This is a genomic window from Haloarcula sp. JP-Z28 (assembly GCF_011440255.1).
Classification (GTDB): domain Archaea; phylum Halobacteriota; class Halobacteria; order Halobacteriales; family Haloarculaceae; genus Haloarcula; species Haloarcula marismortui.
Genome location: NZ_JAAOHT010000010.1, coordinates 55,855 through 77,382, shown reverse-complemented (window position 1 = coordinate 77,382; position 21,528 = coordinate 55,855). Strand labels below are relative to the sequence as shown.

The following is a 21,528-nucleotide window of genomic DNA, read 5'->3' as shown; positions in this document are numbered from 1 at the left end:
GCCCTGCAGGAGCACCTCGGTGACTTCCACGACGCCGGCGCGACGGTCCTCGGCCTCAGCGCCGACTCGGCGTTCTCGCTGAACTCCTTCCGTGATGAGCACGGGCTGGAGTTCGACCTGCTCAGCGACATGGGCCGGTCGGCGATTCAGGACTACGGTCTCGAAATTGACATCGAAGACCTCGGGCTGCTCGGCGTCGCAAACCGCGCCGTGTTCGTCGTCGACGACGACGGCGAAGTCGCCTACAGCTGGGTCGCCGATGACCCGACCAACGAGCCGGACTACGACGAACTGCTGGACGCCGCCGAGTCGGCGTAAGCGGTCGTCGGCCGAACCTGATTTTTTATTGTGTGACTTCGCAGCTACGCATCTCGCATCCGCCGGACCCCGGTGCCGGCCGATACTGCAGTGAGGTCGAACACGTCGCCGTCGAGCGACACGCCGTCGTAGGGGTCTGACGCCAGCAAGAGCGCACCATCGAGGTCGACGTAGTCGACAAGCGGTGCGAGGTGGACCGCCGCGGCGATACTGGCGTTGGACTCGACCATACACCCGAGCATCAGGTCGAGGCCGTGGGCGTCGGCGGCGTTGAGCAGTCGGGTTGCGGGCCGGAGGCCGCCGCATTTGACGAGTTTGGCGTTGACAATATCACAGGCGTCAGCGACCCGCGGCACGTCCGACGCAGTCACGCAGGACTCGTCGGCGGCGACGGGGATTTCGGTCGCGTCGGTCACGCGGCGGAGGCCGTCGATATCGTGGGCCTCGACCGGCTGTTCCAGCATCGTGACGCCAGCGTCGGCAAGCCAGTCCGCATTGTCGATAGCCTCCTGTGCAGTCCAGGCGGCGTTGGCGTCGACACGTAGTTCGGCATCGGGGGCCGCGTCCCGGACCGCGTCCAGCCGCGCCCGGTCGTCCCCAGTCCCAAGTTTGACCTTCAGATGGCCGAAGCCGCTGTCGGCCGCCTCCCTTGCTTTCTCGGCCATCCGCTCGGGCGAGTCGATGCCGACCGTGTAGGTGGTCGGCGGAACCGCGTCGGGGTCGAGCCCCCACTGGCGGTACAGCGGCAGGTCTAACTGCCGAGCGGCGAGGTCGTGGACGGCGATAGAGAGTGCCATCCGAGCGGCTGGCTGGTCCGGCGCTTGCTCGGCGAGGTCCCGCTCAATGCGTTGCTGGGCGTGTGGGTCACCGATGCCGTCGACGGTCTCACAGAGCAACGGCAGCGTTTGAGCCACCGACTGGGCGCTCTCGTCGTAGTAGGCCGACGGCGTGACGGCTCCAATGCCGGTGGTTCCCTCGTGGGTGAGTTCGACTGTGGCGGTCTCGCTGGTCTCACTGGTCTCCCGCGAGATGCCGAATGGGTTCGACAGCGGCAGGTCGTGGCGGTCGACGGTCCAGTTCATAGGATGGCGTCCAGTACCTCGTCGGGGACGCCGTGGCGGACCGGGTCAGTCGCCGGTGCATCCAGAGCGGCGCTGTACCCCGCAACGGCATCCGCGGCCGCATCGTCGTCGAGGTGGCGCGTGTTCAACATGCCCGCGACGACGGACGCATCAGAGATTGGGGCGGCCAGACGCTCGTAGATATCGACGTACTCGGGGAGGGGCGGAATATCGAACGACTCGTAGCCGTGGATGGCCTCCCGGCCAGCCTCGTGACACATGACGAGCGCATCCGGGACCGACCCGTGGAGGATACTCGTCGTCACACCCGAGTAGGCCGGATGGGCCAGCGCGCCCTGTCCTTCGACGACGAGGAGGTCTGCCGCCTGCGCTTCTTCGACCAACCGTTCCACCGCGCCGGCAGCGTAGTCGGCAATGACGCGGTCGATGACGATACCCCGGTCGGAGATAGCGATGCCGGTCTGGCCGGTCGGGACGACAGCGGCGTCAAGGCCACGTTCCCGCGCCGCGTCGCGAATCTCGAACGAGGCAGTCATCTTCCCCGTCGAGCAGTCGGTCCCGACGGTCGTGACGACTGTCGCGTCCACGTCGCCGGCGGTCCCCGCTGCCACGGTCAGGTCTTCGGGCGGCTTGCGCAGGTCGTGCAGTTCGGCGCCGTGTTCCGCGGCAAGGCGGGCGAACTCATCGTCGTCAGCCAAGAAGTCGTGCAGTCCAGAATACACGTCACAGCCGCGTTCGAGCGCCGTGCGGACATCCTCACGCCAGGACTCGTCGAACTCGCCGCCGATAGGCGAGATGCCGATGACGAGCGCGTCCACCTCGGGTGCGTCGGCCATCGATGCGACGACTGGCGCGTCCTGTACGTCCGGCAGCGAGTCGTGGACGCGCTGGCCGGCCCGCTCGCGGTCGATAAGCGCGCGTACCGTTCGGTCACCGTACCGCAACAGCCCGACGGCTGTTTTGGCTCGGTCGGGGAAGGCGTCGTGTGTTAAGATGGCTACGGCCATGGCCGGACAGAATCACCGCCCCGCGAAAAAGCTACGGAACCGGCACCGAGGGTGCCGGAATGAACAGGGCCCAAACTACGGCACGCGCAACCGAACGGTCCACAGTGACCGGACGGCATCGTCAAGTGCTGCGTCGGGCTCCCCAGTCGCGTCGACTGGTTTCATCGCCGTCGAGAGGTCCTCGAACTCGTGGATAACCGACCCCTCGCCGACGACGTACAGCCGGTCGGGGGACACCTCCTCGATAGCGGCCCGGCAGCGGTCAAGATGAGAGTCGATCTGCTGGTCCCGGAGCCGCTCGAACCGGCTCTGTGAGAAGCCGCCCTTGGAGTGCTGGCTCTTTAGCTCCGAGTCGAACCCGTGGAACGCAGTTTGCTCCCGGCCGTCGTACTCGCCCATGGCGAACAGGTCCGAGCGAACCAGCGCGACGACGTGCTCGCCGGTCGGTTCGAACCACGACCGCTCCAGCTGGACCGTGTCGGCCCACCCGGTGAACGGCGACGGCGGCGCGGGGACGGACAGACACGCCGACAGGAGGCCGGCGTCGTCGGTGACTGCGAGACACGGTGCGGCGCTGGCGACCAGCGATGCGCGGTCACCGAAGGCGTCCCGGACTGGACCCGGCAGGGAGCGCTCCGCATCGACGTAGGCGGTAAAGACCCCCTCTGGTTCTGTCTCGACGGATTCCAGCCGGTCGAGGACCTCACTCAGTCGCGCCCGACTGAGCGTTTCCTCGGCTCGGAACGTCGATTCTCCCTCCTCGTCTTGCAGGCGTTCGACTCGGTCCTGAAGTTCGGCGACGCGGTCCTCCAGCCGATTGACCTCGGCCTCGGCCCGCTGGCGCTCGGTCGCTGCGTCGGCGCGGCGCTCCTTCTCGGCGTCGAGCTGTCGTTCGAGGTGGTGGTTTGCCTCCTCAAGTTCGGCTACTCGCTCCTTCAGCGACGCCCGTCCCAGCAACCGGTCAAGCATCGACTGGATGGCAGACGGGGACGGGCTTAAAAGTGACTTCCCGAACCGTCGCTGCATCGGAACACTCCCGCTCAGTTCGGCGGTCCGTCGTCATCTCTCAGCGAGGAGATGATGAGCCGCTTGATGCCGCGTCGAAGGAGACCGCTGGCCGCAGGCTGAGAGATGTCTAGGTCGGCGGCAACGTCGCTGAGGGTCGCGTTCCGTGGTTCTTCGAAATACCCCGTCTCGAGTGCGACGAGAAGCGCTTCCCGCTGGCTATCAGTCAACCCCGCATCCGTGTTGCCCAGACTGGCGTATTCGTTCACGCGCAGCAGGTCGATGTCGATGTCGTTCTCTTGAGCATAGTCCCAGAGATGAGCGAGAGCCGTTCGCTCTGGCATCCATATCGTCAGTATCCATGCGCTCCCGTCGTTTTCCATGTCGAGGATAACCCCATTCGCGGATGAGATTACGGGAGAGAGAATCTTCGCCTCGTCAGTGTACTCAAAGCTGTAGATGGCCTCGTTGTCTCTGGTTTCGATGACGCGCTCGAATTCGCCGATAGTGCTGTCGTTCTGTAACCCGGCCTCGAACTGCTGGAAATCAGGCGATTCGATATTGTAAAAGAACCTGCCCGACGTCGGGTCCGTACCCGCCTCTGACACGGACCTGACGTTCGAATCTGGGGCGTGGGTCACGGTCTCTGTAAGCACGATGTCAGGGTGCTCGACCCGGACGACCGCCTTGATATCGGTCATTAGTTGTAGGGTAGTGGTGTGAGTGTGGCAAAACGTGCAATTACAGTGTTCGTTCGAGATGTCTGTGGCGGCTTTGTCTCAAATTCTCGTTACTGGGTGAAGGTGGTCGTGCGGTGGCTTAACTGAGTCGGTTGGTCGTGAGTTCTGAGTACGGAGGCAATGCGGATTTTATTTCCCGTCTGTGCAGGTCGGCTTGAGAGAGGGACCCGCCCGCTGGGCAAGGGGTTCCCGTGCAGTGATGTCGCCGGCTCAGACGCGATGATTGAATAGCATGGCCCAGAGCCGCTCGGACCAACTGGCTTCGGACGACGGGGTAACCCCGGCGGGGAGGTAGAATTTGGATTCTGTAGCGCTGTCCCAGTTGTCGGTGTGACTTCGCTGTGACATACAGGGAACTAGAAGCCCCTGAACCGCATTGGTCTGTAGCTTAAGGGTATAACCTACTTATCACGCGTTTCAAGCATTTCCCCCACTCGGTGGACGGAGAAAAGACAGTAAAACGGAGTTGTGCCCCCTCAGACAGCGGTGTCGGGCAGTGTCGGCGTCCCCTCGGAGATAGAGAGCAGTTGTGCGGCGTGGTCCGCTTTCGCCAGAAACACTTCTTCGAGGCTGGGCGGGTTCCGGACGTTGGCGTCTTCGAGCATCGGTTCGGGAACGACGAGTGTGTCCGCCGGGACCTGTTCGTCCCCGTGGACGGCGAAATGCTGGGAACCGAGTTTCATTACCAGCGGATAGTCTGTGCGCTCAACCCCGTCTCCGGAGGCGTACAACTGTTCGTTCACTCGTTCGTGCTGCTCGCGACACATCGCGGCCGCCGCGTCGTCTCTCGGTTCGACGTAGAGGCGGCCGAGGTAGTATCCCCGCGAAAACTGTTCGAACATCGGTGCAAGTGTATGTGTGACACTCACACACATAAGTGTTCGCCGGCAACCTTTTGCCGTCGTGCAAACAGCGCGGATTCGGGGGGCCGGTGACCCGATGCCGACTCCCGTCCGACAGGGCTTTGCCACGGCCGGCCCCGAGTCGACCTATGAGCGAGCAGCGGGGGCCGTTGCCACGTCGGTACGCGCGGTACTATCTGGAACAGACGCCGAGTCTCGTGTGGCTGCTGGTCGTCAACGCTGTCGCGATGCTCGTTGGCGTCCGGTTCTACGTCGAAACAATGCCCGAAGTGTCGACGTTTCTCTGGCCGCTGTACGCCGATTCGCCGGCCGCGTTGTTCCTGATGACGCTGTCGGTAGCGACCCTCCTGCCATTCCTCGGCAAGTCGCTCGACGAGGTTCCGCTGACGGTGCCGCTCGCGTACCTCCACACGATTGCGCTGGTCTGGCTGGTCAAGATGGGGCTGTGGACTGTCGTGGCGTTAAACATCGGCTTCGACGCCTACTTCCCGGCTCCGTGGGCGTATTTCGGCATCATCATTACCCACCTCGGCTTCGTCGCCGAGGGACTGTTAGTCCCACACTACGCCCGAACGACGAAGGGCGCGCTCGTGACTGCGCTGGTGCTGGCACTCGCTAACGACGTCCTCGATTACGGCTTCGGCTACCATCCGCCGTTGCGATACGACCCAGGGGTGGTGTTGCCGCTCGCGACCGTCGCACTCTCGGTGCTATCGGTGGGAATCGCCTGGCGGCTGCTGCCGATGCAAGTGCCGAGTAAAAAGACAGCTTAAACACTCTTGGACTATCTGAGGCGGTTTCAAGCGTCGATGAACGACGCGAACGAAGGCGTTTCTTTTTGATGAGGGAGGACAGAGGCAGGGATAGGAATGAGCCCACGCCAGGCCACGCTCCTCACCGTGCTGGTCATCGTCGGGACTGTCGCTGTCGGCCTCCCGGCCGTGACAGCACAGGAGACCGCGACGGAGACAGTGGCCACGCAGAACAACTCTGCCAGCGGGATGGGAGCGCAACTCACTGCGTTCTTGCAGTCGAACTCCGCCGCCGCGAACGACACAGTGGAAAACGGGATGTGGCGGTCGGCATACAACCAGTCCAACGGAACCGAACGAGCCGAACTGGTCACGGACCGAACCGGCTCACTTGAGCGCCGACTCGAACGACTGCAGGAGCGCAACGCCACGCTCGAACAGCGATACGAAAACGGAAATATCAGTGAGCAAGCCTACGTGGCGCAGCGAAGCCGGCTCACGACAGAAATCGCGGGCCTGCAGACCGCCATCAACGACACTGACACGGCCGCCGAACAGACCGGTGTGAACGACACCGCACTGGAGCGCCTGAAACAGAACGCCAGCAAGCTCTCCGGTCAGCAGGTCGCATCGATTGCTCGCGGCATCGCCGGACCGCCAGAGACCGCCGGCCCGGATGATCAGGGGCCACCGGACGTCGCCGGTGTCAACCGAACTGACCAAGGACCACCGGACGACGTTGGGAGCAACCAGAGCGACCGGGGCCCACCAGCCAACGTGTCTGAGGAGGGTGTCAACGAAAGCGAACAGGGACCGCCTGCAGATGCCCCCGGACAGCAAGGGAACGAGAGTGACCGAGGTCCACCGGACGACGGGCCTGACGACGGCGAAAACGAAACCGACGAGTCCGACGACACAGCTCAGAGTGGGGGAAACGGAGCTGAGCAGGGTAACGACAGGGGCAACAGCGATGGGAGTGGTGATGAGAACGACAGCGGCGACGATACCGCGGGAGGCAGCACTGGTTCTGATGGGGCTTCTGACAGTGACGGGGACGATAATTCAGCCAACACGGCGGATTCTGACGACAGTTCTGGGAGCGAGAATACCGGCGACTCTGACGATAGTTCTGGGAACGAGAATGCCGGCGACTCTGACGATAGTTCTGGGAACGAGAATGCCGGCGACTCTGACGATAGTTCTGGGAACGAGAATGCCGGCGACTCTGACGACAGTTCTGACAGTGACGATTCCGCCGGCAGTGGTGGTGCTGATGATTCTGACAGCGCTTCTGACGGTGGCAACGACAACGCAAATGGCGGCGGAAATGATGGTGGGCAGGGGAACGACGGCGGACAGAGCGGTAATGGCGGAAGCGGTCAGGGGAGCGGCAACAGCGGCTCACAGGGCGCGTCGTGGATAGCCCAGCTATCGTAGGCAGGTGACGCTAGCAAACCGCCCGACGAGAGTCACCCTTTTGAACCGTGACCCGCTACCTACGTGTCGATGGACTCCGCCGAGTTACTCAATCTCCTTGGAAACGCCAACCGCCGGCGGATTCTCAAACTACTCGCACACAAACCCTGCTACGTCACCGAAATCAGCGAATACATCGGCGTTAGCCCGAAAGCCGTCATCGACCACCTCCAGAAGCTCGAAGACGCCGGGCTCATCGACTCCCGGACAGACGACCAGCGCCGGAAGTACTTCTCTATCGCCCGGAACCTCCGTCTGGAGGTCCGTGTCTCTCCCTATGAGTTCGGCACCAAGAGCGCCTATCCGGCAAATCCCGAGTTCGAGATGCCCTCCTGCCGTCACCTCTCGATAGATGTAGGCGAGGAAGCTGGCGGGAATTTTCACGACCTGGCACGCGAACTGGAGCATCTCCAGCAGCTAGAGAACGAACTGTCGCTGGCCCAGCGGTGGGTGCAGGCCCGTCTGACGGACGTGCGGGACCGCATCGACTCCGGCTTCGAGAACGGCGACGGACGACTGTACGCAGAACTGGTCAGCGGGCTCGCAAACGGTATCGACACGGTGCCGGCGCTGGCCAGAGAGATCGAAGCGCCGCCAGAGATCGTCGAGGAAGCACTCACTCGGCTCGCGGACGATAACGTGGTCGAGCGGACCGACGACGGCTGGGAAATCGTTTAGACGAGACGACAGCACTTCAGAAAGCGGACCGTCTCAGTCCGCTTTCGACCCGTACGAACTCGGGACCTCGACGGACAACTGTTCTGAGAGCAGGTACGTCACGGACCCGACAGCGGCCAGTCCGATCGGAAGCGCGATGTACGCCGGGACGCCGTAGCCGGCCATCAGGAACAGTCCCGTTGCGACGATGCCGGCCAGCACCGCGTAGGGAATCTGGGTGTTCACATGGTCGACGTGGTCGCTCGCGGCGAACATACTCGACATCACCGTGGTGTCCGATATCGGCGAACAGTGGTCACCGAACAGCGCGCCGGTCAGAATCGCCGCGATAGCCGGTGCCAGCGGCGCACCGAGCGCGTGTCCGAGCGGGATTGCGACCGGGAACAGGATACCCATCGTCCCCCAGGACGTGCCGATGCTGAAGCTGATAATCACCGCGCTGACGAAAATGACGGCGGGCAACATCCCAGCCGTGATAATTCCCTCGCTGATGGCGATGACGTATGGACCGACACCGAGTGCCTGGCTCACGGCACCGATAGACCACGCGAGCGAGAGCACCGCGACGGGGAACATCACCATCTTGAACCCCTCGAAGATAGCGTCGCTCACTTCGTCAACTGCGATTCGTGCGTGCCCGACGAGAATGGTCAAAATGACCAGACAGGCCGAGAACGAGGCCCAGACGATGGCATCCGCAGTGGCCGCGTTCGACAGCGCATCGGTAAGGCCCCGGCCAGCGAATCCACCGCCGGAGTAGTACAGCGAGAACCCGGTTACCCCCACAAGTGCGATGATTGGCGCGGCGAAGTACCACCACCGCGGCTCAACGTGGTCGGGCGTCACGATATCGTCTTCCTGTGTTTCCATCAGCGGGTCGGCGTTGTCGCCGAGGACCTTCCCCTCTTCTCTGGCTCTGCGTTCGGCCTCCGCCATCGGGCCGAAGTCGAGGTCGGCGATGACAACAATGAATACCATTGCAAGTGCGAGCAGGCTGTAGAATCGATAGGGAATCGATTCGAGGAACAGCAGGAACGCGCTTCGGTCCACCCCAATTGTGGTCAGTTGCTCGGCGATGAGGCCGACCTCGAATCCGAGCCACGTCGAGACAACTGATATCGATGCGGTCGGGGCAGTGGTTGAGTCAAGGATGTACGCCAACTTCTCGCGACTGATGTCGAACTTATCGGTGATCGGCCGCATGACCGACCCGGTAATCATTGTCGAGGCGTACGAGTCGACGAAGATCGTCATCCCCAGTAGCGACGTGCCAAGCGCCGCCTGCCGACGGGTTCGAATGCGCTTGACCATCTGTGACGCCAGCGCATTCATCCCGCCGGAGAGGAAGATCATCCCCAGCATTGCCCCGATAAGGAACGTGAACAAGAGCAGTTTGACATTAAACGGCTCAGTCACGTTATCCACGACAAACTGGAGGCTTCGAGCGGCTCCGGCGGCCGGGTTCCAGCCGACGAGAACCGTCGCACCGATCCAGATACCTGCAAACAGCGAGAGCAGTACTTGGCGAGTGAACAACGTCAGTACAATGGCGAGCATCGCCGGAAACAGGCTGATAAGCCCGTACGTTTCTGGTGCCATGCGTTCTATTCCGGGATTTACATACGAGGGTTATAAGCGTTATCAACTCAAGACACTGTGATAGAAACGCCGGAAAGTGAATCAGATGGTCAGATATAGGCCGATATTCTGGAGACATAGGTTTATTTTACAACCATATGGCAAGACCAGTACAGTCGATATTACGTGACAGGAAGTCCGTTCACGGCGATACTGCTATCGGGCACTTTTGTAGGCAGGCTACCGCGAAAACATCGACATCGTTTGGCCGGGCGACCGATATCCGGCATCGGACGGGAGGACCATCGAATACAGTGCAGTAAGCCAGAAAGGCGGTTGCGGCACTGACCCGAATCTGCCGTCGAGAGAGCTACAGGTCTTTGGTGAGTCCGCTGCGAAGGTCTCGGCCGAAGTAGTGCCCGACAAGCGCGAGCACGAGACCGACACCGCCGGCGATAGCGAACAGTCTGGTCCCGCTCAATCCTGCGGCGAGCTGGGGGAGGAGAGACAGAACAGCCGTCGCACCGCCACTGACACCACCCGCCAGCCCCAGTTCGGCGTATCGGCGCTCGCTGGCGAGCAGTCCGTAGACGAATCCGCCAAGCAGGATGCCGACCAGTTCAGTGAACGGGACGAGCGGTATCAGCCCGCCGAGCACCATGCCGCCGCCGACCGCGCCGAAGGCGAACAGCAGCGCCCGCAGTGAAAAGTAGCTGCCGCTGTCTGTCGTGGATGTTTCGGTGACAGACGACTCCGCGCCGCGCGATTCCCCGACAGCAACGTCCGTCTCGACCGACTCGGTCGTGCCGACATCAACGCCGAGGTCACTGCCCGATTTCGCGTCCGCGTCGCGGGTCCGCTCCTCGGTTCGTTCGGCCATACAGAGTGTGGGACCGCGAGTAGTATGGTCCTTGTGGGGTCTGCCGGCAGTCAGGGATACGATGGTGTGGCGCTCAGATGCCGAGCCACTCGTCGTTGCGAACCGAGTAGCCGTTCGACCGGCAGAACTCCGCCGCTTCCCGGCGAACGTCGCGGGACCCGGGAAGCTTCTCGTTCTCGTGAATGTGCTCAATAATCCAGTCGGCGATGGCCCGAATGCCCTCGTCGTCGTCATCCGCGTCGATAGCCTGTAGCTCCCGGAGCGTCCGCTCGTAGCCATCACGCTGTGAGGCCCCGAACGACGCGCTCTGGTGTTCGGCGGCGGCCGCCACGACGCGTTTCATCGCCTCGGCTACCGTCGGTCGCTGGACTCTGGCCCGGACCTCGGCTGGCGAGTCGAAAGACTCGACCTCTGTATCGGGCAGGAGGTCCGCGACAGTGTACGTCTCGTCGGCCGACTCGATCTCGTGGTCGCCGACCGTAGCGACCACTTCAGCCGCAGTCGCCGGGAATTCGAGCGTTTCGAGTTCTGTCTCGAAGTACGCGAGTTCCGTCGGGTCAACCGGCGGCTCAGGTTCGTCCGCGCGCTTGAGTTCCTCGGCGATAGCACGCTCCCGCTGGCGACGCTCCTCATTCTGGGCCTGGGCTTCGCGGCCGTTCTTGTTGTCTTCCATACCTGTTAGAAGAATGTCGAGTGAGATAACATTGTGGTCCGGTACCGCTTGAAAGCCAGCGTAACAAATGGCGATGCCTCGGAGTGCAACCGCGGTGGACACCGAAGCCGCCGCCCAGTCGGCAGGTCCAGCATATGGTCGAGCGCGCTCGCCGAAACGAGTGGGTTCAAGTCCCACCGGCGGAAAGTGCCGCCCATGAACGCAGGCGACCGGGTCCGCGTCGAACGCGCGGCCCAGACATACGAGGGCGTGTTGCTCCCATCGAGTACGCCCGACCACCTCGTCGTCAAACTCGACGGCGGGTACAACGTTGGCATCGACCGCGAAGATGCGTCTATCGACGTGCTGGAGTCGGATGTGTACGATGTCGAGAGCGCACAGGACGAACAGAGCCAGTCGGCAATCGAATTTGACGATGACCTCCCGACGGTCTCTCTTATTTCCACTGGTGGAACCATCGCCTCGACAGTCGATTACCGGACCGGGGCAGTGACAGCCCAGTTCGACGCCGAGGACGTGCTGCGGGCGGTCCCAGACCTGGCCGGGATGGCGAACTACCGCGGCCGCGTCGTCGCAAATATCCTCTCGGAGAACATGACCCCGGCAGTCTGGCAGGACCTCGCGCAGGCAGTCCACGAGGAAATCGAGAACGGGGCGGACGGAATCGTCGTCATGCACGGCACCGACACGATGCAGTACTCCGCGTCGGCGCTGTCGTTCATGCTCGACACGCCGGTTCCGATCGTGTTCACGGGCAGCCAGCGGTCGGCGGACCGGCCGTCCTCTGATAACGTGATGAACGCCGTCTCCGCCGTCGAGGCTGCGACGAGCGACTGTGCGGAAGTACTGGTCTGTATGCACGCCGGTGAGTCCGACGACCGCTGTGCGCTCCACCGGGGCACTCGCGTCCGGAAGAACCACACCTCGCGCCGGGACGCCTTCGAGACGGTCGGCGCGAAGCCACTCGGCGAGGTCGACTACGACATCGACGGCGAGAGCACTGTCACGTTCCACCGCGAGTACACCGAACGGGACGCCGTCGACCTAGCACTGCATGACAACATCGAGACGGACGTGGAACTCCTGAAGTTCTCGCCGGGGATGGACCCGTCACTGCTTGAAGCCGCCGCCGAAGGCAGCGAGGGCATTGTCATCGAAGGGACGGGGCTCGGTCACGTCAACACCGACTGGATCGGGACCATCGAGGAACTGGACATCCCGATGGTCATGACCAGCCAGTGCCTCGAAGGCCGGGTCTGTGACCGCGTCTACGACACCGGTCGGGACCTGCTCGACGCCGGCGTCATCGAGGGCGAGGATATGCTCCCCGGCACAGCGAAGGTCAAGCTCATGTGGGCGCTGGCAAACAGCGACGACGTAGCCGATACGATGCAGGAGCCCCTTGCTGGCGAGATTCAGCAGCGCTCGACGCCCTGGTTGTAGCACTGGAACTGGCGCAGTGGCTCGGTCACGGTGCAAACACTGACCCCGCCATCGGAGCGCCTCTTTTTTATTGTCGCAGGCGAGTCTCCCGGTATGTCGCCGACTGTTCGGACGGCTCGTCACGACGACTACGACGATATTGTGGACCTGACCAGCGATGTCTGGGCCGACCGTGCGATGGCTGATTACATCCCCGACGTGTTCCGTGACTGGGTCGATGATGATGGCCCCAACCGGAAAACCCTCGTCGTCGACGTTGACGGCCACGCCGTCGGCCTCGCGCAAGCCGTCATACTCACCGAGACTGAGGCATGGTTCCAGGGCATGCGTGTCGACTCGGATCACCGGGGGAAGGGGTTCGGGTCGCTGCTGACCGAGGACCTCATCGAATGGGCGGCCGATGCCGGCGCGTCAGTCGGTCGAAGCATGGTGTTTTCCTGGAACGAGGCTGGGCTCGGCCAGTCGCTGGCTGCTGGCTTCGAAGCGGTCACGTCGTTCCGCTGGGCGCACCCCGATCCGGCGGACGAGACGCCCGAAATGACTGTCCGGAACGACCCCGCGGCAGCGTGGCGCTGCTGGCAGGAAAGCGACGGCCGAGACGTACTGTCCGGACTCGCGCTCGACAGTGGGGAGAGCTGGGCGCTCTCGACGCTGACGCGGGAAACACTCGACCGGCTGGCGGCCGACCAGACTGTCCTCACTGTCGGGGATGACGGGCCACAGGGGATGGCCTGTCGGGTCCGAACGACAGACGCTGACGGCGAGCAACTTGCGGAGTACGCAGTCGGAGTGTGGAGCGATGTCGACGCTGCACGGGCCTTGTTCACTGCGGTAGCCGCCGACGCAGCGACCCTTGGCGTCGACGGAACGCGGGTACTCATTCCCGAGACACCGCGCCACGTCGCCCAGGCCGCGTACGCCAGCGGGAACATCGATGAGCGCCCGGACTTCGTGTTCGAGATAGACGGCCTCGGAGCGTTATCATAACCGATAACGCGGTCACAACACTCATAGAAATACTCCCCATACCATGGGTAGATGAATTTGTTCGGGAGCCCTCCAGCGTTTCTTGCGTATGTCGCGGCGTACGCTCTCGCGGCGGTCGGTTGTGGTATCGGGCTCTACAGAGCGACTCGCATGGAAGACCCCGATACCCGCCGAGGGATGGTCGGGCTCCTCGTCTGTAGCGGTGGCTGGGCGGCGCTGGAGCTCGGCTTCCTGATCACGCCCGGGACGCTGGGGTACGCGTTCTACCTCGGCAGCCTCATCGTCGGGCTCGCAACGGTCGGCGCGTGGCTGTACTTCTGTTCGGCGTACACCGGTCGGGCCTTCCACCGGAACAGGTCGTACCGCGGGGTCGCTGTGGGCGCGTACCTCGGTATCGTCATCGTAAAGCTGACCAATCCGTTTCATGGGCTCTACTTCGCCACGCAGTTCGTCGCCGACCCGTTCCCGCATCTGGCGGTCACACACGGCGTGTTTCACTGGGTGGTGACGGGGCTCTCCTACGCGCTCGTCACCGTCGGCTTCTTCATGCTGTTCGAACTGTTCCTCGAAGCGGACTACGACACCCGCCCACTAGGCGTTCTCGTCGGCGTCACGGCGCTCCCAGCGGTGCTTGACGTCATCGGGTACACCAGCGATATCCTGCTCGACATCAACCACGAACCGCTTGGCGTCGCACTGTTCGCGTTCGGTGTCCTCTACGTGTACGACGAAGCGTTTCTCGCCGTACAGTTGACCGACGGCGTCGATGATGCCGTGGTGTATCTCGACGATGACGGCCACATCAAGGAGTCAAACGGCAAGGCACAGCGGCTCTTCCCAGCACTATCCGGGAGCCGCGGACAAAATCTTGAGACGGTGTTGCCGGCCGTCAGGGAGATACTGCAGACGGACGAGCAGATTCTCGAACGAAACCGAGGTGGCGGAGCGGAGTATTACCTCGTCAGCGACACCTCGTTTTCACTGGGCCAGGTCGATATCGGTCGGATGCTCGTGTTTACCGACGTGACCGAGAGCGAGCGGCGTCGGCGCGAACTTGACCGGCAGAACGAGCAATTGGAAGGGTTCGCCACTGCAATCAGACACGAACTGCTGAACACGCTCCAGATAGTCACCGGCCGCGTCTCCGCCGCCGGCGACGCCCTGAACCGCGGGGACGTCGACTTGGCGAAGGAATCCCTCCAGTCAACGTCTGAGACAGCCGACCGGATGTCCGAAATCGTCGATGGACTCGCGACGCTGGCTCGACATGGGCAGACGATCGACGAAACAATGCCTGTCGACCTCCAGCCAGTCGTCGAAGGAGCCTGGGACCGTGCCGACACTGACGGGCTCACCATGGCGGCCGACGTGGAGGGACAGGTCGTCGCCGACCCGACACGCTTGCGTGACCTCTTCGAGAGCGGGTTCACGTTCGCGGCACACAACGACGCGTCGATGGTCACCGTTTCGCGGGAGGCCGACGAGATCGTCATCACCGACGACGGGACCCCGGCGGGCGAGACAGCGTCGGAGGCCTTTTTCGAGTACGGCGGCGCGATACCGGACGCCGCGGCCGGGATGACGCTCCCGAACTTGCGGATGCTTGCACGGACCCACGGCTGGGACGTGACACTCGATACTGAATATCAGGACGGCGTTCGCGTCGTCATCTCGAACGTGACAGTGGCGGGACCGGTGGAAAGCTGACCCGGCCGACGACCCGTCTCAACCGCCGCTGACCGGCGGGAACAGCGCCAGTTCCGTTTCCTCATCGACTGCCGTCGCCAGCCCTTCGCCGGCGGCGAACGGGTCTTCACCGTCGACGAGCACCCGGATGTGGTCGGCCAACTCTTCGTTCTCGTCGAGCACCTCCTCAGCGAGCGCCGGTCGCGTCGCAAGCAGCGCGTCGAGCGCCGTTTCGACCGTGGCGTCCCCCTCAATATCGACGCTGACCGACTGGCCGTCAGCCGCGTCCCGGAGGTGTGCGAACAGTTTCCACTCCATAGCCGTATTCCGAGCGTCCGGCAAAAGAGGGTTCCGGACCACGGTGTGTCCGGTCCGGCCCGTTCGGGCAGGCAGGAGAGGGACAGTCTGTGACGGGGTGTCCGGTAGTACCGATACTCGCCTCAGTTTGGTTTCTCCGAATCGTCACCAGCAGTTGATTCGTCATCTTCGCCGTCTCCGTCCTCGGTCGGTGCTTCAGAGGCTATCGAGTCGCTGTCGTTGGCTTCGTCGGCGGCCGGCTCGCCGTCCGCCTCGGCGATTCGCTCTTCTGGGTCCCACACCTCGACAGTGTCGTCGCCGTCGTCCGCCGGCAGGTCGTCGAACGCCTCGTCCGCAGTCAGATCGTCGCTTGGCTCTTCCATGTCGGTGTTCCGGAGTGCTTCTAGCGGGTCGTCGTCCGGGGACTCGTCGCTGTCGGCAGTGTCCGCCATGGCTTCAGCTTCGGCGTCTGCTGGTGCATCCGCGCCGTCGCTGGTCGCCGCCGACCCATCCTCAACAGCGGTCTCAGTCGGCTCGTCGGCAGCGGCGGTGTCGGCCGTGGATGTGTCCGCATCAGCGTTTGCCGTGTCATTAGCCTCAGTCTCGGTCGCGTCGGCATTCGGAGCGCCGTCGTTAGCCGTGGCAGCAGTCGCATCAGCCGCCGGTTCTTCCGTCCCGTCAGTCTGCTCGTTCCGGGCAACAGCGTCGGACGCGCCTGACTGGCCATCCCCGGCATCAGTATCGCCGTCCAACTCGTCCGTCACAGCCGCCGTCGTGCCCGGTTCGCCTGTCCCCTCCGTTGCCTGTTCCAGCCGCCGCAGCGCGTCCGGGGTGGCGATTGCGTAGATTGTGTCACCGGCCGCGAGGACGCGTTCGCGGGATGGGATTGTCTCCGGCGCTGTGTCGTCGCGGGTGATCGCGACCACCGAGACTGCCAGGCTGCCGACCGGCGCGCCGTCAAGCGTGCTCCCCGGTTCAACAGTGGCGGTTCCCATCGTCTCGTCGGCCGCACGGAGCAGCGAAGCGAACTCTCGGTCGGAGCGGTCCTGCACTGGGAGCGTGACGAGCTTGTACCGCGTTTGCGGGTCAAGTTTCGGCGTGTCGGCGGCGTCGATAGCGACCGTTACCACATCGTCGGCGACGCCCCGGAGTTCGCCGGTGAGCACGCGTTTCGCCGGCGCTTGCTCCCAGACCTGAACCAGATCGCCAGCGCTTGCAGCATGGGCCGGGTCAGCCTGAATGGCGACGGCGTTCGTCGAGGGCGGCAGCGTCGGGCCGATACCGGCCGCCCGCGACCCGACCGCAAGGTAGTCGACGGTGCCGTCGTCGGCCAGTTCAACGTCCACGTGGCCGACGCCGTAGTCGGTCTTGAGCCGGCCAACCAGCCGGTCCCGGAGTTCGTCTTTTGTCAGCCGCCGGGGGAAGAGAAAGCGGCGGTTCGCAAGTGTCTCTTTAGTCTCGTCGGGCATCGGGTCGTAGCCGATGATGTCATCGATATCCTCAGGGAGGCGGACAGACGTGACGCGACCGACGGTCTGGACGATCTCGCTCACGTCAGCGTCGATGTTCCGGCCGCCAGTCGCGGCAAAGAGGTCGACGCCCAGCCGGTCCCCAATGCGCATCCCACCGTAGGCCCCGACGCCGCCGGCAAGGAACGCAGCGAGATTCAACAGGACGACACCGGCCGCCAGCACATCCTCGTCACCGAGGATAACCTCGCTGAGCGCGGTCGTTGCGCCGATAACGAGGACAACCGCAGTCAGCCCGAACAGGAGCGCCAGCCCGGTCTGAATTCGTTCCCGGACGTACCAGCGGTAGAAAACGGCGATAGCACCAGCCGGCGTCGCGGCGAGGACCGCAATGGCGAGGAGCCAGACAACGCCCTCAACCAGCGTTCGTGACACTATCCCCAGTTGCAGGTTCGCACCGATCTGTGCGAGGAGTGGCGTGCCGAGCGGCGTCATGCGACCGCCTCCACGAAGGCATCAAGCTCGGTGCGGCGGCCAATCGCGTACAGTTCGTTGCCGGCTTCGACGGCCGCGTCGCCGCGTGGTGCGACCTGCCAGCCGTCCGGCGTCCGGATAGCGACGATGGCAACGTCGTAGGCCTCCCGAACGTGGGCGTCCCGGAGCGTCGTCCCGTCAAGCGGGCCGTCGGCGCGAACTGTGAGACGGCGAAACCGGCTTCCGGCCCGACGGAGCAGGGAGACAAGTTCGTACTCCCGATGGGTTCCGCGGGGTTCGACCACGACCTTTGGCTGAGCCGACCGCAGGAGTGGTTGCACGTCCGTCCGGGTCACGGCGACCGTGAGCCGGCCCTCGCCGCCGTCAGTCGTCGGTGCCTGTACCGGTGTTGGGGGCGCCTCGGAGTCGGCGATTTCCGGTTCCGTCGGGGTCTCGGCTGGTGTCTCGTCGGCCGACGGCGTCGACCGGGCACTGACGATGGTTCCCCGAACTTGTGCGTCCTCAGTCAGCACTGTCACCTCATCGTTTCGGGCCAGCCCGGTCGGCAACAGCGCGTCCACCGAAACGGCGTGGCGGTTGTCGCCCACACGCTTCGACAGGCCGGAAAACGGCGGCGCGGCGACAACCGTCGCTCGCCCCTGCTCGTCGATGGAGACGGCGGCGTCGCCGAGGTCGAACTCCGATTTCAGCCGCTCCTCCATCCGGCGTTCGAGTTCGCCGATGCGGAGGTCGGCCGGGAACCGCCACTCCTCGCTGCGGATTTCGGCCCGGAGCGGCTCCGCAAGCGCAGGATACCCTTCCATGTCGGCCACGTCGCCGACGATGCGAATACGGACTTCGTCGCGGCCGCCGACAAATTCGACCACATCGGCGGAGAGTTTCTTCTCGCGGAGCCCCCGCAAGGAGAGCCGCTTCGGGAAGTTCGCCCCAAGCTGGTCGCCCTTGCTGTGAGCGTACAGCGACACCATCCCCACGAGAATGATTGCGGTGATGATGCGCTCGGCGTTAGGGGCCTGCGTAATCGACTTATCCGCCAGTGCCATGAGGCCGCCGCTGACGCCGGCAAGTGCGATTGCCAGCACGACAACACCGAACCCCGGCACGGTAATGCCGGTAAAATACTTGAAACTGAACCCCAGCGCCCACGACACGAGCGCCGGTATCACTCCCACCAACAACCCCAGATAGATCCCCATCAACACCTCGACCGGGAGCGAAGCCATGTCCACATCCTGCGTGGCCGGTAGTAAATCGCTTCCGGCCCGCGGACAGTACATTTACACCGACCGCTGTAATCTGGATGGGTATGGACAGGCCGCGGAACTGGTTGGGAGCGCGCACGACAATCCTCTTGCCGGTGCTTGTGGCGGTGCTGTCGTTCGTCACTGGTGTGGTCAACATCAGTGCCGTATCGATCAGCGGACCGCTCGGAGACCTCATTCCGCGAAGCATCCAGCGTACCGCCGGATTTACCGGTGCGCTCACCGGATTCACGCTACTCGTTAGCGTCGTCGGACTCCGACGCCGCCTGCGAATCGCGTGGTACGCGACCATCGTCTTACTGCCCGTGGCGGCGGTTCAGGGGCTGGTACAGAACTCGGCGGTGACGCTTCCGTTCGTCGGCCCCGTGCCGAGTTCGGCGGTGTCGATTCCGCTCGTGGTGCTCTCGCTGATTTCGCTCCCGGCAATGTTGCTGAACCGGCGGCGGTTCGACCGACCAATCGACCTCTCGACAGCGCAACTGGCCGCTGGCGCGGCACTCCTCGGTTCGCTTATGTACGGAACGGCGGGCTCGTACGCGCTCCGGGACGATTTCACCAATCTCTCGACAGCGACCGATGCGTTCTACTACACACTGGTCACGGCCAGTACCGTCGGGTACGGCGACGTGACCCCACAGAGCCAGCAGGCGAAACTATTCGGGATGTCCGTGGTCGTCCTCGGGACGGCCAGTTTCGCCATCGCGCTTGGGTCGCTGCTGGGCCCGGCAATCGAGAAGCGGCTTTCGGAGGCACTCGGAAACATGACTGACGCACAACTGGACTTGCTCGAGAACCACGTACTGGTGCTCGGCCACGGCGACCTGACGGAACCGATTATCGAAGAACTGACCGGCGCAATCGATTTCGTGGTCATCACGCCGGACACGGAGACAGCGACACGGCTCCAGCAACAGGATATCGCCGTCCTGACTGCGGACCCGAGTGACGAGGAACCCATGCAACGGGCCGGTATCGAGGACGCTGTGGCGGTCGTCGCAGCGACGAACGACGACGCACAGGACGCGCTAGCGATACTGACGGCACAGACGCTCAACCCCGAGGTTAACATCGTCGCTGCGGCGACCGACCGCGAGAACATCGAGAAACTCCGACGAGCGGGCGCGGACACGGTCATCAGCCCGGCAGTGCTGGGTGGCCACCTCATCGTCCAGTCGGCGCTGGGCCGGGAGGGGATGGAAAATATCGCCGACCACCTGCTCGATGTGAACGACGAGGACGACGCAGATATCTAGGCCCGGCCGCGGTCGACGATAGCGATGTCTGTTTCCACGTCCTCCAGTCGTTCGAACGTCGGTGGCGAAATGAACCGCGACGCCTTGCTCCGGTCACGGCTTGCTCCGATCATGACGAGGTCGTATTGCGATGCAGTATCGGACAGAAACGTCTGGATGCTTGTCCGCGGAACCCTTGTCTCGAACGCGCCCTCGTACGGTTCGATGAGGTCCGCAAGCATCTCTTCGGCCCGGCGGCGGTCCCCGCGAGAACCGATACAGGTTGCGACGGCGACCCGTCCGCTCCGACCGGCCAGTCGCGTTGCGAAGTCGACCATGTTGTGGGCTACATCGCTGACGGACCGGACGGGGACGATGACCTGTTTCCAGCGGGTCCGGTCGCTCCGGGACCGATGGACGACAATATCGCTCTTGCTTCGAAACAGCCGCTGCAGATACGGCGTCAGCGCTCCGTGTTGGCTCTCGTAAGGCGCGACGATGAGGTCACAGTTGGTTTCGGCCGCGGTCTGCAGCGTCGTCTTGGCCGGCGAGCCATCGTCGCTCGCAACGACGACCTGGCAGGACACGCCCGTTCGCGTCTCGATTCGGTCGGCGTGGGTCTCCAGCCAGTCGACCTCCGCGTCGAGGTCAGTCTTGTCGGGCGACACCCCCGCAGTGGCCGGGTCACCGCCATCGCCGATGAGGCGGGTCCGGGCTGGCGGCGACTCTGAGCCATTTTCTGACCGGATATCGAGCTGTATCGTGTCCCGCGTGAGCGATTGCTTGGTCGTGGCGGCGTCGCTGTCTGCAACCATGTCGAGCAGGACGACTTTTCCGGCTTCGTGGGCGGCCGCGAGCCGTGCGCCCAGCATCGCTGTCTGTCCTGCCGAGTCGCCACGCATCGGGACCAGCACGTGGTCGTCACCGGACATCGACTCGTACAGGTACGTCGCTCGCTGCTCGTAGAACTGCTCGCGCCAGATGATAAAGAGGACCGCCACAAGTACACTGGCGAGGAAGATGCTAGCAACGAACGTCGCCCGCTGGTTCGGTTCGACCAGCAGCGCCAGCAGGGCGGTGGAGTACGACGACGGCTCCTCGATGTCCAGCGGCCATGTGACAACGCCAGTCGCAAAGACGGCCAGGCCGGCACCGAGCGCGTTGACGCCGAACTGGCCGCCCGGCGCTGTGAGGTAACTGTTCGAAACGGCAAGTGCGCCCAGTCCACAGACCGCGCCGATGGTGAGCCCCGCGACGAACCGCTTCGGGTCGGAGTACTTGCTCGTCGGGTCGACGAACAGCGTGTACGACCCCGCTGCGAGCGGCGGAAACAGCAGGAAACTCAGTCGTGGGACGGCGTTTGCCAGCGTCGTCACCAGCACGATAGCAAGCGGGACGAACACCAGCATCGAAAGGTGGACAAGGTTTTCAGTCACCTCGGCCCAGCGTCTGAAGTCCTGTAGTTCGCGGCGCTCGACCCGCCGGAGTCGCCTTGCCGCCGCACGGAGTCGCTTCCGGAACTGGTCGAGCATACAGTTTCCCACGGGAGAGCGTCTGTTAAGCCCTCCGCCGGAGCGCGGCGCGAGCGGCCGCGCATTCCGGTTC

20 protein-coding genes are annotated in these 21,528 nt (G+C 63.7%); 8 read left to right on the top strand and 12 right to left on the bottom strand.

Annotated elements, in window-relative coordinates; all coding sequences use genetic code 11:
* Positions 1–318, top strand: a 318-nt coding sequence (locus G9463_RS06630; protein ID WP_165896294.1) for a redoxin domain-containing protein, incomplete at its 5' end; no start/stop codon positions are given.
* A 44-nt stretch (positions 319–362) separates the two neighbouring features.
* Here G9463_RS06630 and G9463_RS06625 read toward each other — a convergent pair.
* The 5 genes from G9463_RS06625 to G9463_RS06605 all read right to left on the bottom strand — a co-directional run bounded on the left by G9463_RS06625 (position 363) and on the right by G9463_RS06605 (position 4,994).
* Positions 363–1,400, bottom strand: a complete 1,038-nt coding sequence (locus G9463_RS06625) for a dipeptide epimerase (protein ID WP_004963731.1) — start codon at positions 1,398–1,400, stop codon at positions 363–365.
* The gene (locus tag G9463_RS06620) at positions 1,397–2,407 is read right to left on the bottom strand and encodes a DUF1611 domain-containing protein (protein WP_007189032.1); all 1,011 of its coding nucleotides are present in this window, start codon (positions 2,405–2,407) and stop codon (positions 1,397–1,399) included. Before G9463_RS06620 ends, G9463_RS06625 begins: the two co-directional genes overlap by 4 nt.
* Before the next feature lie 75 nt (positions 2,408–2,482).
* A complete protein-coding gene (locus tag G9463_RS06615) occupies positions 2,483–3,376 on the bottom strand; it encodes a Vms1/Ankzf1 family peptidyl-tRNA hydrolase (RefSeq protein WP_121303705.1) in 894 nt (297 codons plus the stop codon).
* A 71-nt stretch (positions 3,377–3,447) separates the two neighbouring features.
* Positions 3,448–4,113 (bottom strand): helix-turn-helix domain-containing protein, encoded by a 666-nt coding sequence (locus G9463_RS06610; RefSeq protein WP_165896293.1) that lies wholly within the window; start codon positions 4,111–4,113, stop codon positions 3,448–3,450.
* A gap of 515 nt (positions 4,114–4,628) precedes the next feature.
* Positions 4,629–4,994, bottom strand: coding sequence for a DUF5802 family protein (locus G9463_RS06605; RefSeq protein ID WP_004963742.1), 366 nt, complete (start codon positions 4,992–4,994; stop codon positions 4,629–4,631).
* 149 nt (positions 4,995–5,143) lie between these two features.
* On the opposite strand from G9463_RS06605, the gene G9463_RS06600 reads away from it, so the two are divergent.
* From G9463_RS06600 to G9463_RS06590, 3 genes are all read left to right on the top strand, one after another.
* Entirely contained in the window at positions 5,144–5,788 is a 645-nt protein-coding gene (locus G9463_RS06600) for a DUF1405 domain-containing protein (RefSeq protein WP_004963745.1), read from the top strand.
* Between the two features lie 96 nt (positions 5,789–5,884).
* The gene (locus G9463_RS06595; RefSeq protein ID WP_165896292.1) at positions 5,885–7,204 is read left to right on the top strand and encodes a hypothetical protein; all 1,320 of its coding nucleotides are present in this window, start codon (positions 5,885–5,887) and stop codon (positions 7,202–7,204) included.
* Between the two features lie 69 nt (positions 7,205–7,273).
* The gene (locus G9463_RS06590) at positions 7,274–7,921 is read left to right on the top strand and encodes an ArsR family transcriptional regulator (protein WP_004963752.1); all 648 of its coding nucleotides are present in this window, start codon (positions 7,274–7,276) and stop codon (positions 7,919–7,921) included.
* Positions 7,922–7,954: 33 nt separating this feature from the next.
* On the opposite strand, the gene G9463_RS06585 is transcribed toward G9463_RS06590, so the two are convergent.
* From G9463_RS06585 to G9463_RS06575, 3 genes are all read right to left on the bottom strand, one after another.
* The gene (locus tag G9463_RS06585; protein WP_004963755.1) at positions 7,955–9,520 is read right to left on the bottom strand and encodes a Na+/H+ antiporter NhaC family protein; all 1,566 of its coding nucleotides are present in this window, start codon (positions 9,518–9,520) and stop codon (positions 7,955–7,957) included.
* A 349-nt stretch (positions 9,521–9,869) separates the two neighbouring features.
* Positions 9,870–10,379, bottom strand: coding sequence for a hypothetical protein (locus G9463_RS06580; RefSeq protein WP_004963758.1), 510 nt, complete (start codon positions 10,377–10,379; stop codon positions 9,870–9,872).
* 73 nt (positions 10,380–10,452) lie between these two features.
* On the bottom strand, positions 10,453–11,052 hold the full coding sequence (locus G9463_RS06575) for a hypothetical protein (protein WP_165896291.1): 600 nt from the start codon (positions 11,050–11,052) through the stop codon (positions 10,453–10,455).
* Positions 11,053–11,247: 195 nt separating this feature from the next.
* On the opposite strand from G9463_RS06575, the gene gatD reads away from it, so the two are divergent.
* The 3 genes from gatD to G9463_RS06560 all read left to right on the top strand — a co-directional run bounded on the left by gatD (position 11,248) and on the right by G9463_RS06560 (position 15,189).
* Positions 11,248–12,495 (top strand): Glu-tRNA(Gln) amidotransferase subunit GatD, encoded by a 1,248-nt coding sequence (gatD, locus tag G9463_RS06570; protein WP_007189038.1) that lies wholly within the window; start codon positions 11,248–11,250, stop codon positions 12,493–12,495.
* A gap of 93 nt (positions 12,496–12,588) precedes the next feature.
* The gene (locus G9463_RS06565) at positions 12,589–13,482 is read left to right on the top strand and encodes a GNAT family N-acetyltransferase (RefSeq protein WP_165896290.1); all 894 of its coding nucleotides are present in this window, start codon (positions 12,589–12,591) and stop codon (positions 13,480–13,482) included.
* A gap of 51 nt (positions 13,483–13,533) precedes the next feature.
* Positions 13,534–15,189, top strand: a complete 1,656-nt coding sequence (locus G9463_RS06560; RefSeq protein WP_165896289.1) for a histidine kinase N-terminal 7TM domain-containing protein — start codon at positions 13,534–13,536, stop codon at positions 15,187–15,189.
* Between the two features lie 18 nt (positions 15,190–15,207).
* Here the strand turns inward: G9463_RS06560 and G9463_RS06555 are convergent, their stop codons facing one another.
* From G9463_RS06555 to G9463_RS06545, 3 genes are all read right to left on the bottom strand, one after another.
* A complete protein-coding gene (locus G9463_RS06555; RefSeq protein ID WP_004963775.1) occupies positions 15,208–15,486 on the bottom strand; it encodes a ubiquitin-like small modifier protein 1 in 279 nt (92 codons plus the stop codon).
* A 122-nt stretch (positions 15,487–15,608) separates the two neighbouring features.
* Positions 15,609–17,429, bottom strand: coding sequence for a TrkA C-terminal domain-containing protein (locus tag G9463_RS06550; RefSeq protein WP_165896288.1), 1,821 nt, complete (start codon positions 17,427–17,429; stop codon positions 15,609–15,611).
* Positions 17,426–18,706, bottom strand: a complete 1,281-nt coding sequence (locus G9463_RS06545; RefSeq protein ID WP_165896287.1) for a potassium channel family protein — start codon at positions 18,704–18,706, stop codon at positions 17,426–17,428. The genes G9463_RS06550 and G9463_RS06545 overlap by 4 nt, the downstream gene beginning before the upstream one ends.
* A 29-nt stretch (positions 18,707–18,735) precedes the next feature.
* On the opposite strand from G9463_RS06545, the gene G9463_RS06540 reads away from it, so the two are divergent.
* Positions 18,736–19,944 carry an NAD-binding protein gene (locus tag G9463_RS06540; protein WP_004963786.1) on the top strand — a complete coding sequence of 403 codons (1,209 nt, stop codon included), beginning with the start codon at positions 18,736–18,738 and terminating at the stop codon, positions 19,942–19,944.
* Here the strand turns inward: G9463_RS06540 and G9463_RS06535 are convergent.
* Positions 19,941–21,455 (bottom strand): HPP family protein, encoded by a 1,515-nt coding sequence (locus tag G9463_RS06535; RefSeq protein ID WP_004963789.1) that lies wholly within the window; start codon positions 21,453–21,455, stop codon positions 19,941–19,943. The two genes, G9463_RS06540 and G9463_RS06535, sit on opposite strands and share 4 nt — an antisense overlap.
* Between the last annotated feature and the right edge of the window lie 73 nt (positions 21,456–21,528).

What these genes read in the sequence shown, in the direction of transcription:
- G9463_RS06625 (WP_004963731.1), bottom strand. Translation starts at nt 1,400, where the DNA reads ATGAACTGGACCGTCGACCGCCACGACCTGCCGCTGTCGAACCCATTC.
- G9463_RS06620 (WP_007189032.1), bottom strand. Translation starts at nt 2,407, where the DNA reads ATGGCCGTAGCCATCTTAACACACGACGCCTTCCCCGACCGAGCCAAA.
- G9463_RS06615 (WP_121303705.1), bottom strand. Translation starts at nt 3,376, where the DNA reads ATGCTTGACCGGTTGCTGGGACGGGCGTCGCTGAAGGAGCGAGTAGCC.
- G9463_RS06610 (WP_165896293.1), bottom strand. Translation starts at nt 4,113, where the DNA reads ATGACCGATATCAAGGCGGTCGTCCGGGTCGAGCACCCTGACATCGTG.
- G9463_RS06605 (WP_004963742.1), bottom strand. Translation starts at nt 4,994, where the DNA reads ATGTTCGAACAGTTTTCGCGGGGATACTACCTCGGCCGCCTCTACGTC.
- G9463_RS06600 (WP_004963745.1), top strand. Translation starts at nt 5,144, where the DNA reads ATGAGCGAGCAGCGGGGGCCGTTGCCACGTCGGTACGCGCGGTACTAT.
- G9463_RS06595 (WP_165896292.1), top strand. Translation starts at nt 5,885, where the DNA reads ATGAGCCCACGCCAGGCCACGCTCCTCACCGTGCTGGTCATCGTCGGG.
- G9463_RS06590 (WP_004963752.1), top strand. Translation starts at nt 7,274, where the DNA reads ATGGACTCCGCCGAGTTACTCAATCTCCTTGGAAACGCCAACCGCCGG.
- G9463_RS06585 (WP_004963755.1), bottom strand. Translation starts at nt 9,520, where the DNA reads ATGGCACCAGAAACGTACGGGCTTATCAGCCTGTTTCCGGCGATGCTC.
- G9463_RS06580 (WP_004963758.1), bottom strand. Translation starts at nt 10,379, where the DNA reads ATGGCCGAACGAACCGAGGAGCGGACCCGCGACGCGGACGCGAAATCG.
- G9463_RS06575 (WP_165896291.1), bottom strand. Translation starts at nt 11,052, where the DNA reads ATGGAAGACAACAAGAACGGCCGCGAAGCCCAGGCCCAGAATGAGGAG.
- gatD (WP_007189038.1), top strand. Translation starts at nt 11,248, where the DNA reads ATGAACGCAGGCGACCGGGTCCGCGTCGAACGCGCGGCCCAGACATAC.
- G9463_RS06565 (WP_165896290.1), top strand. Translation starts at nt 12,589, where the DNA reads ATGTCGCCGACTGTTCGGACGGCTCGTCACGACGACTACGACGATATT.
- G9463_RS06560 (WP_165896289.1), top strand. Translation starts at nt 13,534, where the DNA reads ATGAATTTGTTCGGGAGCCCTCCAGCGTTTCTTGCGTATGTCGCGGCG.
- G9463_RS06555 (WP_004963775.1), bottom strand. Translation starts at nt 15,486, where the DNA reads ATGGAGTGGAAACTGTTCGCACACCTCCGGGACGCGGCTGACGGCCAG.
- G9463_RS06550 (WP_165896288.1), bottom strand. Translation starts at nt 17,429, where the DNA reads ATGACGCCGCTCGGCACGCCACTCCTCGCACAGATCGGTGCGAACCTG.
- G9463_RS06545 (WP_165896287.1), bottom strand. Translation starts at nt 18,706, where the DNA reads ATGTACTGTCCGCGGGCCGGAAGCGATTTACTACCGGCCACGCAGGAT.
- G9463_RS06540 (WP_004963786.1), top strand. Translation starts at nt 18,736, where the DNA reads ATGGACAGGCCGCGGAACTGGTTGGGAGCGCGCACGACAATCCTCTTG.
- G9463_RS06535 (WP_004963789.1), bottom strand. Translation starts at nt 21,455, where the DNA reads ATGCTCGACCAGTTCCGGAAGCGACTCCGTGCGGCGGCAAGGCGACTC.